16 protein-coding genes are annotated in these 13,035 nt (G+C 49.0%); 6 read left to right on the plus strand and 10 right to left on the minus strand.

Translation table 11 applies throughout. The annotated features are described in order from the left end of the window. Window positions 1-79: 79 nt before the first annotated feature. Genes ACO6UY_RS20470 through ACO6UY_RS20485 form a run of 4 tightly spaced genes read right to left on the minus strand, consistent with a single transcriptional unit; the run spans window position 80 to window position 974 of the window. Window positions 80-481 carry a type II secretion system protein gene (locus tag ACO6UY_RS20470; protein ID WP_422465431.1) on the minus strand — a complete coding sequence of 134 codons (402 nt, stop codon included), beginning with the start codon at window positions 479-481 and terminating at the stop codon, window positions 80-82. Then, the gene (locus tag ACO6UY_RS20475) at window positions 462-707 is read right to left on the minus strand and encodes a hypothetical protein (protein WP_422491035.1); all 246 of its coding nucleotides are present in this window, start codon (window positions 705-707) and stop codon (window positions 462-464) included. Before ACO6UY_RS20475 ends, ACO6UY_RS20470 begins: the two co-directional genes overlap by 20 nt. A 10-nt stretch (window positions 708-717) precedes the next feature. After that, window positions 718-906 carry a hypothetical protein gene (locus ACO6UY_RS20480; RefSeq protein WP_422465427.1) on the minus strand — a complete coding sequence of 63 codons (189 nt, stop codon included), beginning with the start codon at window positions 904-906 and terminating at the stop codon, window positions 718-720. After that, window positions 903-974, minus strand: a complete 72-nt coding sequence (locus tag ACO6UY_RS20485; RefSeq protein ID WP_422449565.1) for a type II secretion system protein — start codon at window positions 972-974, stop codon at window positions 903-905. Before ACO6UY_RS20485 ends, ACO6UY_RS20480 begins: the two co-directional genes overlap by 4 nt. Window positions 975-1,218: 244 nt before the next feature. Between ACO6UY_RS20485 and ACO6UY_RS20490 the strand changes: the two genes are divergently transcribed. Continuing rightward, window positions 1,219-1,458: a hypothetical protein gene (locus ACO6UY_RS20490; RefSeq protein ID WP_422449025.1), complete on the plus strand. Its 240-nt coding sequence runs from the start codon at window positions 1,219-1,221 to the stop codon at window positions 1,456-1,458. After that, a complete protein-coding gene (locus tag ACO6UY_RS20495) occupies window positions 1,451-1,789 on the plus strand; it encodes a hypothetical protein (RefSeq protein ID WP_422449023.1) in 339 nt (112 codons plus the stop codon). Before ACO6UY_RS20490 ends, ACO6UY_RS20495 begins: the two co-directional genes overlap by 8 nt. Before the next feature lie 116 nt (window positions 1,790-1,905). On the opposite strand, the gene ACO6UY_RS20500 is transcribed toward ACO6UY_RS20495, so the two are convergent. Genes ACO6UY_RS20500 through ACO6UY_RS20515 form a run of 4 tightly spaced genes read right to left on the minus strand, consistent with a single transcriptional unit; the run spans window position 1,906 to window position 5,228 of the window. After that, complete coding sequence (locus tag ACO6UY_RS20500) at window positions 1,906-2,184, minus strand: hypothetical protein (RefSeq protein ID WP_422491036.1); 279 nt, start codon at window positions 2,182-2,184, stop codon at window positions 1,906-1,908. Next, the gene (locus ACO6UY_RS20505; RefSeq protein ID WP_422491038.1) at window positions 2,178-2,996 is read right to left on the minus strand and encodes an RHS repeat-associated core domain-containing protein; all 819 of its coding nucleotides are present in this window, start codon (window positions 2,994-2,996) and stop codon (window positions 2,178-2,180) included. Before ACO6UY_RS20505 ends, ACO6UY_RS20500 begins: the two co-directional genes overlap by 7 nt. Then, on the minus strand, window positions 2,948-4,201 hold the full coding sequence (locus tag ACO6UY_RS20510; protein ID WP_422491040.1) for a hypothetical protein: 1,254 nt from the start codon (window positions 4,199-4,201) through the stop codon (window positions 2,948-2,950). The genes ACO6UY_RS20505 and ACO6UY_RS20510 overlap by 49 nt, the downstream gene beginning before the upstream one ends. After that, entirely contained in the window at window positions 4,149-5,228 is a 1,080-nt protein-coding gene (locus tag ACO6UY_RS20515; protein ID WP_422449017.1) for a hypothetical protein, read from the minus strand. Before ACO6UY_RS20515 ends, ACO6UY_RS20510 begins: the two co-directional genes overlap by 53 nt. A 285-nt stretch (window positions 5,229-5,513) precedes the next feature. On the opposite strand from ACO6UY_RS20515, the gene ACO6UY_RS20520 reads away from it, so the two are divergent. Further along, entirely contained in the window at window positions 5,514-6,392 is an 879-nt protein-coding gene (locus ACO6UY_RS20520) for a patatin-like phospholipase family protein (RefSeq protein WP_422449015.1), read from the plus strand. Here ACO6UY_RS20520 and dgt read toward each other — a convergent pair. Beyond that, window positions 6,361-7,830, minus strand: coding sequence for a dGTPase (gene dgt, locus ACO6UY_RS20525; protein ID WP_422449013.1), 1,470 nt, complete (start codon window positions 7,828-7,830; stop codon window positions 6,361-6,363). The genes ACO6UY_RS20520 and dgt overlap by 32 nt on opposite strands. Before the next feature lie 200 nt (window positions 7,831-8,030). Beyond that, window positions 8,031-8,609, minus strand: a complete 579-nt coding sequence (locus tag ACO6UY_RS20530) for a hypothetical protein (RefSeq protein WP_422491042.1) — start codon at window positions 8,607-8,609, stop codon at window positions 8,031-8,033. Between the two features lie 560 nt (window positions 8,610-9,169). Here ACO6UY_RS20530 and ACO6UY_RS20535 point away from each other — a divergent pair. From ACO6UY_RS20535 to ACO6UY_RS20545, 3 genes are all read left to right on the plus strand, one after another. Then, window positions 9,170-10,213: a hypothetical protein gene (locus tag ACO6UY_RS20535; RefSeq protein WP_422449011.1), complete on the plus strand. Its 1,044-nt coding sequence runs from the start codon at window positions 9,170-9,172 to the stop codon at window positions 10,211-10,213. A gap of 85 nt (window positions 10,214-10,298) precedes the next feature. After that, a complete protein-coding gene (locus ACO6UY_RS20540; protein WP_422449009.1) occupies window positions 10,299-12,257 on the plus strand; it encodes a DNA topoisomerase III in 1,959 nt (652 codons plus the stop codon). Window positions 12,258-12,482: 225 nt separating this feature from the next. Next, window positions 12,483-12,707: a hypothetical protein gene (locus ACO6UY_RS20545; RefSeq protein ID WP_422449007.1), complete on the plus strand. Its 225-nt coding sequence runs from the start codon at window positions 12,483-12,485 to the stop codon at window positions 12,705-12,707. Window positions 12,708-13,035 lie beyond the last annotated feature (328 nt).

A 13,035-nucleotide genomic window follows, 5' to 3' on the forward strand; every position in this document is an offset into this window, starting at 1 on the left:
ACAGGGAGCGTAGTTTTGCCCAAGATATCTTCTGCTGTAAAAATACCAAGGGTGCCTGAGCCGGTAGAAGGAATTCAGGTCAATTGCTGCCAGAACCCCATCTGCAAAAACTTCCAGATTCCCCCATCCATCCCCGACCCCGAAAAAGTACGTCGAAACACTGATGACCAATACCGGGTAAGTGGCTCAGCAATGGTGAAGAAGTCGGCGTAACCTGCTGTACCACAAACCACGAATAGCCCAACTGCTGCCGATGCTCCGCCCGCTGCCCAATCACCACACGCCACGGTTCCGCGTAGGCAGAGTTCAAATAATAATGAGCAACTTGTGCGGCAAGCAGCCTGGTGCGCACATGCCGGGTTTGTTTGGCGGTATTTCCGTCAGTCAGCACCAACATGGCAGCAGTAGCAGAAAAAATAACCAAAGCCACCATCACTTCCATCAGCGTGAGCCCTTTGTGCTTACTCCATGATAGCAACATCAGATAAACCGTCGCTGCCTATAGTGATACGCTTGGCATCACCAGAGCCTGAGATACTTAATTGAAAAGGCGTCACCTGTCGGTCACGAAAGAAAACCAGATCAGGGATAACGGCTTCGCCAGTGTTAACTGGCTCCTGGAAATGGCTCACGCTCAAACGGACCAACAGATTTTCCGGTAGGCGGTATGGCTGAAAAGAGGGTTCTGCAACAGGCTGCCAGCGCATACGATTGTCATTAAGCTGCCACCACATAAAGATTCCCATCGTCAATCGACAACCCCAGCTCACGGTTTTGCGCCACCGCTTGATCCCTGGCGCTGGTCATCATCACGATCAGCCGCTGCGCCTGGGCAGCGGGTAAATTTTCATGGTGGTTCTGAAGCCGATTGATTAAGGTAAGGCTGAGTAAGACACCCGTAATCACAACCACACCAGTAGCTCGATGAGAGTGAATCCTTTCTGGCCTGTTGATTCTGAACAGCCCGGTATCATAGTGACATCTTTACGTTATTATCATTACTTTGTCGTTCAAGCAGTTATGGTAATGCATCCTGCATGCGGGTAACACCGGCAAATTCACTCTCCATAGCAAACACTGAAGTTCTGAGACTCAATACTCAGCACTGGCAGCCTGCCAACCAATGAAAAAGCGACCCAATGAAACTTCACAACCCTGAACACCAAATCGAATATGGTCTATAATCAGTCTATTAATAGACCATTAAAGGAAAAGTCCATGGAAACCCAGACGTTAAGCTACCTGAAGCAAAATGCCGCCAAACTCAATGTGGATGATGGCCCGCTGAGAATCACCCAGCATGGCTTGCCGGTTTATCGAATCTACTCCGAACAGGAAGCCAAAATGCGGGATGAAGCCATTGCCCTGCTTAAGCTGGTCAATCGGGCAGAACGAGACATACGCCAGGGCGAAACCCTATCCACGGAAGAGGCGATCCAGAGATTACGTAATGAATGAGCCGGTCATCGTAACAATCACTGAAACCGGTTTTCAAACCCTCAGTCTGTTAAAAGGCTATATGAGTGCTTTTTTTGAGGAAGAAGAGTTAAACGCACTGTTGACTGAGCTACTTATCAACACAGAACAGCGGATAAAAGAAGTTGCTATACGCCCGGTATGCCCGGAACTGGCACTGATTGGCATCCACGACTACTGGCAACTGAACCTGATGCAGAACTACAAAGTGATTTATCGTTTTGATGAATCAACAGGGACGGCATTCATCATTGCTTTCATGAGGCAAAAACAAAGTGCTGAAAAACTATTGGTGGATCTGGCGTTGATGTGAAGGAAGAAAGGCTTCCATGCCGAACATGGAAGCGATACTCAGGGTGCTTTATTTCATCTCTAAAGCCACAACTTTTTCTAGCTCGTAACTGTCACTGGAGTCAACAATTACAGTAACTAGTGCCTCCCCCTTGAACCAATAATGTGGAACGTATATTTCTCATACGCAGATTTTTCAGGAGATGCATGTACACTAATTTTTTCTTTTAATTTAGCCGCCGCATTTTCACCAACCAGGCGCATAACCTCTTGTTTGCTGAGCACCCACAGCTGGATACTTTCTCTCTTTGGATCATTATCAAGCGAGTATCTAACCAAAGCTTGAAAGCCAGCGACTAGCAAGAATAAAACAATAACAATTTTTACTTTGCCAGTAATAACAGGTAATTTTACCAATTTGAGTAACTCCCAATTTCTACACCTGCAGATACGCCCAGCCGTGCACCAAGTCCCATGGTATTGTTACCATCAATTCCGCCCCAATCAGACCTTTGCGTGAACCACCCTCCAACTGGTGTTGTAATAGCATTCCCACTGGTAGCTGACGCAGTAACACCTCGGCTCACAGGCCCATATCCAACTCCAGCAGAAGCAGTAAAAGAAGTTCTTGCAATATAGCCAGAACCACATGCTTCAGAATGTGGCGAAGGTGTGCCATATGGATCAATAGAGGCTCCTCCTCCAATACCTACTCCAAGCCTTCCTGTAACTTCCAGAGTTCCACCAGAGTAGGCAACATTAACGCCACCTCCAATGCCTAAATAGGCCTCAACACCAAAGGACCACAAGCCATATAAATCCACTTGTGAAATCGGGTTTGCTAATCCATAAACAAATAAATTCACACCACCCAGTAACCCAATCGGATCACTCTGCACATACCGCCCACTGCCCGGCGCATAATCCCTGAACCGGTTGTAATACAACCCACTCTCACCATCCGCATACTGGCCGGGGAAGCGGATATTGAACCCAAGGCTTTCACCACGGGTGATATCTGCCACGCCATAAGGTGAGAGGCTGGTTGCCCGGGCGGTGCTGCCTGCCTGATCGGTCATGGCTCTGGGAGTGGACAGCTGGTCTGCATGCACATCATACACACCCTCCGTCGTTTTGTACTGCAATGGTGCAAAACCCAGGGCATAACGGTACTGCTTGATTAGTGTATCGTTACTGTCGTATTCCGCAACAACGCTGTTCCCTGCCACTGGAAGCGAGTCGCTGTGCCGTTAACGGTTTTCAGCACCCGGCGGCCTAACGCATCGTGAGCGTATTCAGCGATGGTGGCTGGCGTAGTGGCACCGGCAGCGAAGGCTTCAAACCGCACCAGACGACCACGGTGGTTGTAGCCAAAGGTTTCGTAGCGGTTGTCCGGCTTGCTGATTTTCTTCACCAGGTTGCCAGCGGCGTCGTACTGATAGGTATGGGTGCTGTCTTCCAGTAATTTGTTGAAGGCGTCGTATTGTTGCCCGGCTTCCAGCCGGTTGCCCAGGGCATCGTATTGGTAGTTATAGGTTTCTGCACCGTGGGTTGCGCTGACCAGTCGGTCGATGGAGTCGTACTTGTAAGACCACTGGGCACCGTCGCCAGTTCGCTGAGTAAGCAGGCCGTTACTGTCGTATTCATAGCCGTAGTCGATACCGGCCACATCGGTGTAGTTCTGGCGGGTCAGCTGGCCTGCGGCGTCGTAATCCCAGTTGCTGGTGCGACCATTGGGGTAATTGATGCCTTTCATCTGACCAATGGCGTCCCAGTTAAAGGTGTGGGTACCATCGGGGCTGGTCATGCCCGCTAACAAGCCACGTTTGTCCCAGGCATAGCTGAGGGTTTCCCCGGCGATGGTTTGTTCCACCGGTTCGCTCTCGGCATTGTATTGCAGGGCAATGGTTCTGCCGTCGGCGGTTTCCTGAAGGGTATGCCCGGCCTTGTCGTAGCTCCAGCTCAGCTGGCTTTCGGGGTTGGTGGCGCTGAGCATGCGACCGTTGGCATCGTAGGTGTATTGGGTGATTTCTCCCTGAGCATCGATCCGGATCAGTCGCTTGGCCGCGTCGTATTGATAGGTGGTTTCAATACCCCGTGGGTCGGTGCTGCTGGCTAGCAGGTTGTCCGCCCGGTAGGTGTGGGTGATGGCGCTGCCATCGGGGCGGGTTTCGCTGATCTGCCTGCCGTACTGGTCATACTGGAATGCAGTAACACCCCCGGCGGCATCCGTAACGGTAAGCAGGCGGCCTGCGGCATCGTAGCTGAACTTTGTCGTCTGGTTGAGTGCGTCAGTAGCGGCAACGACCCGGTCCAGTTCGTCGTAAACGACGGTGGATGACTGGCCATCGGGGCGCAGGGTTTTCACCGGCCTGCCCAGATCATCGTACTGAATACGAGTGGTGCGGCCCAGTGGGTCGGTGGCACTGAGCATTAATCCCCGTGCATTCCATGCCATGGTGGCGGTGTTGCCGAGGGCGTCTTTGAGTAGGATAGCCGGTATCAGACCACTTCATTTGCGTCACCGCTCCAGATGAGTCTGTCATCGTTATCAGGTTACCTGAATCATCATAGGTAAAAAGAGAGGCCCTGCCGCTGGGGGAGGTTACCTTCACAGGCCACGGCTTATCGCCTTTATACTCAAGCTGCGTCGTTTGCTCATATGGATTGACAGCACTGAGCTTTCTGCCTAATGCATCAAACTGGCTTGACCAGTGGTTACCAGCAGCGTCGGTGAGCTTCTGCTGATAGCCATTGCTGTTGTATTCGCGGAGTACAGATTGCCCCATAGGGTTGGTATCAGTGACAATTTGACCATGGCTATCGTACACAAAAGTCCAGGCACTTTTCAGGCTATCAGTTTTGGTGACACGACTGCTCCTGCCATCATAGTTATACGAGTATCGGTTTGCACCCTCAGTATAGGAGCTTACCTTATGCCCATTATAAGTAACCTCTGTGACAACTACACCGCTGGCATCGGTGATCCGGGTAAGCTGGTGCCATTTCTGCGGATCAGTCGAAATCAGGTAATCCTTGTAATCGTACTTTCTTACACCGCCGACGGGATCAGTGACTGACACCAGGTTACCGATGGCATCATAGTCATATACCCATTGTCGTCCAGAGTGATCACCCACGGTGGCGACTCGCCCATTTAACCCATAGGTTAAGTTGAGGCTCCGGCCATGGGTATCGCCAATTTGAGTCAGACGATCTTCATCATCATAGCGGTACAGTACTTCTTTTTTATTGGCATCCCGTCTGGCGACAAGCCTTCCGACCGGGTCAAATTCGGCACTGCTGCCGTCCAGTTTTACCAGGCTGGCATTGCCATTTTCAAGCACTTCGATGGTGTCGAACTTTCCGGCTGGAGGCTGATAAATACCCTCGTCGCTGAGCTGCTGATTGGTTACAAAAAAACGATGAAATTCCCTCAAAACCAGTGTTTTTGTACGCAAAACAGTGCTTTTATTTCAAACTCCTTGAGAAAGGTCTCCGCCCCATCCTGGTAACCAATTGAAATATATGATGATTTTAGCAGCACAAAAATCCAGCATGATCAGCGACAATTGCCGCTTTCCACACTGATAAGCGCAGCGGCTAGGGATTCGGTTGAGATTTACTTTAGCCCAGAGCGGGGCTCATGACATAATGTCGGCTTGAGCAAAAACTTTCCGAGGGCCAGGAGGCTGCTTCAGTTTTTTTGCAAGCAACGTTACTTTCCAGAGGTGGCGCTTTCATCTATGAGCATGTTCACGACAGAGCTTTTTAAAAGCAAACCCTATCGGTTGGGCCTGACCCTGTCCGGTGGTGGGGCAAAATGCATGGCTCAGATTGGCTTACTGCAGTACCTGAACGAGCATGGAATCGAGCCGGATATTATTTCCGGTGCCAGCGGTGGTGCGATGGTCGGTGCTCTGCACAGTGCCGGATATGCACCGGCAGAGATTCTGGACTTCTTTGTCTCGACCCGAATGTTCAGCTTTAGAAACCTGTCGTTCAATGCACTCGGATTGATTGACTCAGAGAAGATCGCGAAAAATTTTCAGGCTTATTTCCCGGAAGATAGTTTTGAATCATTGAAAAAACCTCTGTATGTGGTTGCTACTGATTTGAACAGAGCGCAGCAGACGGTATTTAACAGTGGTCCACTGATTAATGCTTTAACGGCATCGTCCGCTTATCCGGGCATGTTTACCCCGGTTAAATGGCAGGGGACCGTCTATGCGGATGGCGGGATTATCAATAACTATCCTTCAGACCTGATTAACGACCAGTGTCGCCATCATATCGGGATGTATCTTGCTCCGGTTATGTCCAGGCCCTGTGAGCATTTCGCCAACACCTTTGATGTACTGGACAGGGTATTTCAGATTTACAGTTCTGCCCGGCAGTTTTCCAATATCAACTTGCCGGAGGTGTCATTGGCACCGGAGGGTATCGAGGACTGCAGCGCTTTTATGGTGAAGCCGGATCAGCTACGGTCTATCTATGACATGGGCTATCATTCCAGCAGAAAATACTTCGAGAACGAAGGAGCCCAATGGCTGAAGACCATGAAAGGAGGAACGCAAAAGCGTTCCTCATGGTTTAAATTGCCGATAGGCTCTGATACTCCGTAAGTACGAAGTAGTCTGTCATGCCACCCACATAGTCCAGAATCAGTCTCGTCCGGAAATACCATTCAAGATCGTTCTGTTCAGCGGGAGAATGCTGTTCCTGACGCATTTGATGCACAGCCCGAACATAGGCTGCTTTATACTTCCGGGACAGTCGGTGATTGAGTCGATGCTCGATAAAGTGTTCGCTATCATCCAGATTATCGAGGTTTGCGAATGCGGTGCCGGGGAGTTCCAGAATGGGGCGATAGATATCGAGCAAGCCCATCAGGGCCGCATATCCGCGCAGTTCCGGTGTTTCTTTTTCCTGACTACTGAACACATGTCGTATGGCGACGGTTTTCAGTGTTTTCAGTGCCAGATGCTGGTCTGAGCCGCCATCAATTAATGGTTCATCCAGCGTCCCATGAAAAACTTCCTTATGCTTCTGCAGGTATCGGTTGGCAGCATAGCTGACCAGATCCCGGACCAGCTGTGAGCGTAAATGGCGAATAAAGTTTTGTGGGTTATCTTTGGCAACATTTTCGGCGGTTTTAATGATATCCGGCAGGTATTGGCTCTTTTCGCCGGTGAATTCCTGCCACACTTCTTTCAGCCAGAAGCTCAGACCCCTGAATGACAGAATGCCCTTATCAACAGCATCTTCCAGATCGGCAATGCAGTAAGAGATATCGTCTGCTGCCTCCATGATGTAGACCAGTGGAAAGCGACAGTTCTCCTGTATCTCAAGATGTTTCCAGATGTCCTGGATAAGGCGCTGTTCTGAATAGTAGAAGCCGGGCTTTTTCTGACGGTAAGCAAATCCGCTTATCGGGTTTTGATAAGGTGCCCGGGTGTATTTGATGGTGGCGGCCAGCTGTGACCAGGTCAGGTTGAGTGTCTGCAGGCTGTGAATGATGCGCAGCCCCTGGGCGTTGCCTTCAAAGACGGACAAATCCGGTAACAGTACCTCGTAGAAAAGCTCTGAGTGACCGGTTTGGCCATTGACGGCGGATTGTCTGGCCATTGCCTTGTGATGGCAGGCTTCGCCATGATCCTGAACCCAGCGGCTGAACGCGGCTTCCCCAAAATGGCCAAAAGGTGGGTTCCCTACGTCGTGTAGCAGACAGGACATTTCTACCAGATTGGTAAAGGCCGTTTCGATACCTTCCAGACCAAGTTTTGCCAGCTCCCCATGTTGTTTTAGTTGATCCAGAATAGTTTTGGCCAGATAGCGGCCCGTTTGCTGAACTTCCAGTGAGTGGGTAAGACGACTGCGGACGGCTGCATTGGTTTCCAGTGGGTAGACCTGGGTTTTCTGCTGAAGCCTGCGCAGGGCCGCTGACTGAATTATACGACCACGGTTACTCTCGGTCTCGGTAATCAGATCCCGGGGCCGGGCTCGGGTTACCGGCTCAGGGCGATCGCAGGTCAGTTTCTTAAGGTAATCCAGAGGTTCCATAGGCTTGGTAACCGGGGGTTTGGAAGTATTTTCAGATTACCATATCTTTCGGCTGATCGGTGAGTAGCATGATTTGCCGCGTTGATCACGGTCCGATTTGTCATATTAACGGATGCGTAAGCTATGCCAGCTGCCTTGCTTGCGTCATGACTTTGAAAAGGGTGTGTTGATTCACACCCGATCAAGCTTACCTGTAAACCTCAAGACAAGGGCAGTGATTGAGGTCGCCGGTGACTAACCGTATTCTGGCTGGCTGATGGGTCAGTTATTTCAGGAAATTCCAAGTCACCATTGAAGAGGAGGTTACGTACTATTTCTCTTCCCTGTTCTACCAGTTGGTTTTGAGTTGCTTCATCAAGTTTGTCAAAGCCTTCCATATTTTCCAGTAAAGCTTTGCGCACCTTATCCCTTGATGGTTTGGCAAGTTCCTCAACAAGAAATTGTACAATCTCATCAGGAACAGGTTTTTTATATAATGCAGCTATTGCAGCATCCAGGTCAGCTTTAGCATCGTTTTTGATGGTTTCCTCATATGAAGGAGGGGTTCCGGCAATTACCCGGTTAGCAAGTGAAACTAGGGATGAAACGGCCCCTGCAGTCAGATTGAAAGCTGACGAAAGGAGGGAGTAACTTGAAGTTTCTTTAACAGTATTGATGTTTTTGGAATTAAAAGACGCACTGGTTTCTTTAGACGAATTGATGTTTGGCTGATCATTTTTTGAATCGGCAATATCCAAACTTGAATATGCAATATTACTGTTAGGATTTACGCTGGACATGATGCATTATCCTTAAAGTTAAACAAAAAATTGGATGATAGTTTGCTATTCAATCCTTTGATCACTACTTAAAGGATAAGTTCCATTTTTTATAATTAGATAACTACTTATAAGCGTTGAGTTGCATCGTGAACTTCTCGCACTGCATCGGCTATTTCCTGAAATTGCTTTATGTGAACTCCCACAGGTTTTCAATTTTAACGTTCTGGTTCATTGTCTTGCTATAAGTGGTTAACTACTGTACCTGATAAATTTTTATTAAAACCTGGAGCCAAATTGTGGAAAAGAAACTAAAGCTGTTAAGTAGTTGGCCAAATGGAATCGTATATTTCTGGCTAAGTGGGCAGTTACTATGCAAGGCACAACGTAGGGAGCATAGCCGTAGCTATGTGACCGTAGTTGTAACGCCGCAGAGTGACTGCCCACTTAGTCAGAAAATACGATTTCATTTGGTTAACTACTTATTGTTGGTATTTTTTTTACCGTTGTTCAGTGAAAAAACTGAAGCCTCTGACTTCTACTCTTATATTCCTTTTCTCTACCAGGTTACGGAGGGAAGCGTGGGAGTATTCAGGAATGGAAACCAATTTTATGAGGATGTCTATCCTGCCGGTGTTTATCCAGTCTGGCCTTCTGATGAAGGGTTTGTTATCAGCATTGTGCCTGAGACGGCGGCTGTTACGGACATTCTTTGTATTACTGCCGATGGGATAATCATCACCTTTCCCCAAATCACCGTTCGTTATCAGATAAATGAACAACATGTATTAAGTCTGGTTAAAGGCTATGGGCTTGATTTTGTCAAACCTGCTATTAAAGATCCTGTGAAACTGGGGGTTGCTCATTTATGCAGGGCGCTGAACGCTGAAGCGGTTTACTTTGATGAATTTATACCATTTAAGGGGATTCTGGGCCGTTATCTGGCAGAGGGGCAGAGGGAGAAAGGCACCGGAATATCGATTTGCCATCTTGACATTGAATACCCCCGGGTGCCGGATGTCATTATTGACAATCATGCTGGTCATAATCCAGATCACAAGCCCCAAACCCCAATAACTTGCGAACCGCCTTATGAGATTTTCTACACACTGGAAAATGAGCAAGAAGCCATCAATCGCCTCTGTGGCTTTGTCAGACCGCCTGATGATGAACCTTACACGGAGCCTGTTTCGGAAGAGGATTCAGCCATAGTTCTGGAGCCCTCTGTTTCAGTTGCTGAAGACGATATTGCCGGTGTACTCAGCCCCGCAGAGGAAGTAAACACCGATGACACCGGACAGAGAGATTATGAGGTACCTCAGGAAGATCTATCATTTCCGTGGGCTGAGGAGCTATTTATTGATGGTCAGGACTCTGTTGGTGAAGATGCCGGGCCTTCAGAACACAGTCGGGATTCCAGTTCAGAACCTATGGCGGAGGTGGGTGATAATACTGTGCCAGTGCACAGTGTTGATGCTGTAACAGAGATTAACCAGAACCTGCCATCAGGATTGGTTGATCAGGTGCCTGATCAGGAAAGGAGTAAGGAAAAGCTTTATCAACAGATGCAAGACTCGAAACACCTTTGGAAAAATAACAACAGCCGACTCTACCTGGGCTGGTAAGAAAACGGATGAATGCTCGCTAAATGGTGAATTATGCTGTATAAAAAAACAGTATTTTAGTCATTGTCAGCCGGACTGTTTTTGAATGCGGTTATTTATCGCCGAAAAGCCCAGCCTTGGGCGAGCCATTGCCGATGTTTTGAAAAAGCCCCTGAAAAAACAGGAAGGCTATATCGAGTCTGCTTCAGGAGATGTGGTGACCTGGTGCATAGGTCACCTGCTTGAGCAGGAGGAGCCGGATGCCTATGATCCGGCCTTCAAAACATGGAAGCTTGAGCACCTGCCTATTGTTCCCATGCAATGGAAATTGAGACCCAGAAAGGGAGGGCGTGGGCAGTTATCAGTGATCAATAAGCTGCTCAAACGGGCTGATATTATTGTCAATGCCGGTGACCCTGATCGTGAAGGCCAGTTGCTGGTGGATGAAGTGCTGGATTATCTGAAGCTCTCTGCCCAGCGTAAAAAAGATGTTCGTCGTTTATTAATCAGCGATCTGAACCCTTCTGCCGTTTCCCAGGCCCTTGGGCGGATGCGATCCAACCAGGAGTTTGTACCGCTGGCGGTTTCTGCCCTGGCTCGTTCCCGGGCAGACTGGCTTTACGGTATTAACCTGACCCGTGCCTGCACATTGCTTGGCCGGAAGGTTGGCTTTAATGGGCTGCTCTCCATCGGCCGGGTGCAAACACCGATTCTGGGTCTTGTCGCCCGACGTGATGCCGAAATTGAACACTTTCAGCCTAAGCCGTACTTTGAGGTTTTTGCCACTTTGTTAACGGCAAAAGAGGAAACCTTCAAAGCCAAATGGCTACCCAGCGAAGCCTGCCAGAACTGGATGGATGAGGAAGGGCGAGTGCTGGATCGGCGTCTGGCGCAGAATGTGGTGGACCGTATTACCGGCAAGCAGGGGACAGTAAAACGCGTCGAAGATAAGCGTGGCAAAGAACCCCCGCCATTACCCTACTCGTTGTCGGCACTGCAGATAGATGCTGCCAGGCAGCTGCGTATGGATGCCAAGACGGTGCTTGATAGCTGTCAGCGTCTTTATGAGCAGAAACTGATTACTTACCCCCGTTCAGACTGTCGCTATCTGCCCGAAGAGCATTTATCCCAGGCACCTGAAGTGTTGGCAACGATTCGCCACAATGTCTCTTCGCTGGGGAAGGCGGTGGATCAGGCGTTGCCGGAAAGGAAAACCAGTGCCTGGAATGATAAAAAAGTTGGGGCGCATCACGGTATTATTCCTACCTCTCTGAGAACGGACCTTGAACGATTGTCTGAACTGGATCGCAAGTTGTATGGATTAATTGCCAGACAATATGTTGCGCAGTTTTATCCTGATCATACTTTCAGAAAAAGAGTCGTCGATATCGACATAGAAAAAGGCCTTTTCCGGGCCGGGAGCCGCCAGACTGTCGAGGAAGGGTGGAAGGTTCTGATGAATTCAGGCAAAAGTCATCAGCGTTCCGTCGGTGATGAAAATAATGAAGAGAGTGCTTTTTTACCTGAGCTGGCCAAAGGCGATGTGCTTGATTGTCCTGAAGCCGAGCTGAAGGAAAAAATGACACAGCCCCCCAAACCATTTAATGATGCAACACTCCTTTCGGCCATGACGGGCATCGCCCGATTTGTTCAGGATAAAGACATTCGCAAGATTCTCCGTGAAACCGACGGCCTGGGAACCGAGGCAACCCGGGCCAGCATTATTGAACTCTTGTTCAAGCGCCAGTTCCTGGAGCGCAAAGGCCGAAATATTCATGCAACAGCCACTGGCAGAGCCCTGGTCAACGCATTACCGGAAAGAGTGACCACGCCTGATATGACCGCACGCTGGGAAGCCTCTCTGAATGACATTGTTGAGCGAAAAGGCAGCTACGGTGCCTTTATGGGCGGGCTTGATCAGGAGCTGAGAGCGTTATTGATGCAAACCATGAACGATGGCTTGCCCTCTGTTGCCGGATTGCCTGCCCCTTCGAACCAGCCGTTTAAACGAAAAGGCAAAGCAAAGAGTGCTGGAAGTCGTCGGAAGAAGCGGAGTTCAGCATAGAATATTGCCCTGAGAATCAAATCAGAGTCGAGCCAATTGCTTGTAACTTGAACTGACAAAACTATCAAACTGACAGACAGCTACATTACGAAGGTTGAACTCGCAGGTTACAACCAGCTGACCAAACTTGCTGAAACCGATCCTGAAGCTTACAAAGCAGAATACGCAAAGCTGCCAGAAGCTGAGAAAAAAGAATTTGACGCGTTCCTGAATACGTCTTCCGAGATGACGAAACAGTCTCTTGGTCTGTTAGTTGAAGCTTACAAGCTGCAGAAGAGTGTCCAGCAAATTGATATCAAAGCTCTGGTGTCCAATCCTATGAAATTGCCTTCCGCAATGAAGGGTGCAAGCCTTGCCGGTGACCAGATCTCATTTACCGTTGATGCACTCTCCATGCTGAAGAAATACCACGGTATTTACAACAACGCCATCAGTTACGCTGGCCGATAAAGTATAAAAGAGCAGCTATTTAGCTGCTCTTTTTTTCCTCCTTCATATTCACGAGATTATTATGTCTTTTGGCATCAAACATTTCTGTGTCTGCGCACTTTCAGCTGCCATTCTGACAGGGTGTGCAGGAATGCAGGGCAAAGTGCAGATTGACCCTTCACTCCATACTGTGAGTAAGGCCGATTATGAGTCCAGCAAAAAGGCCATTGAACTTCCACAGAACTATTCAACCAAGAACTGCATATTCTGGTAAACGTGAACGCTAATTCTGGTAAGCGTGAACACCTCCGCTTACCCAAGCACTGCCCTCCTTTATTTGTAGCCTGAG

Origin of the sequence: Endozoicomonas sp. ALE010 (assembly GCF_049310165.1) — a bacterium.
Classification (GTDB): domain Bacteria; phylum Pseudomonadota; class Gammaproteobacteria; order Pseudomonadales; family Endozoicomonadaceae; genus Endozoicomonas.

Excerpts from the sequence above, each read along its gene's own strand:
- ACO6UY_RS20540 (WP_422449009.1), top strand. The coding sequence starts at position 10,299 with ATGCGGTTATTTATCGCCGAAAAGCCCAGCCTTGGGCGAGCCATTGCC.
- ACO6UY_RS20520 (WP_422449015.1), top strand. The coding sequence starts at position 5,514 with ATGAGCATGTTCACGACAGAGCTTTTTAAAAGCAAACCCTATCGGTTG.
- ACO6UY_RS20510 (WP_422491040.1), bottom strand. The coding sequence starts at position 4,201 with ATGCTCAGTGCCACCGACCCACTGGGCCGCACCACTCGTATTCAGTAC.
- ACO6UY_RS20545 (WP_422449007.1), top strand. The coding sequence starts at position 12,483 with ATGACGAAACAGTCTCTTGGTCTGTTAGTTGAAGCTTACAAGCTGCAG.
- ACO6UY_RS20490 (WP_422449025.1), top strand. The coding sequence starts at position 1,219 with ATGGAAACCCAGACGTTAAGCTACCTGAAGCAAAATGCCGCCAAACTC.
- dgt (WP_422449013.1), bottom strand. The coding sequence starts at position 7,830 with ATGGAACCTCTGGATTACCTTAAGAAACTGACCTGCGATCGCCCTGAG.
- ACO6UY_RS20495 (WP_422449023.1), top strand. The coding sequence starts at position 1,451 with ATGAATGAGCCGGTCATCGTAACAATCACTGAAACCGGTTTTCAAACC.
- ACO6UY_RS20475 (WP_422491035.1), bottom strand. The coding sequence starts at position 707 with ATGCGCTGGCAGCCTGTTGCAGAACCCTCTTTTCAGCCATACCGCCTA.
- ACO6UY_RS20470 (WP_422465431.1), bottom strand. The coding sequence starts at position 481 with ATGTTGCTATCATGGAGTAAGCACAAAGGGCTCACGCTGATGGAAGTG.
- ACO6UY_RS20530 (WP_422491042.1), bottom strand. The coding sequence starts at position 8,609 with ATGTCCAGCGTAAATCCTAACAGTAATATTGCATATTCAAGTTTGGAT.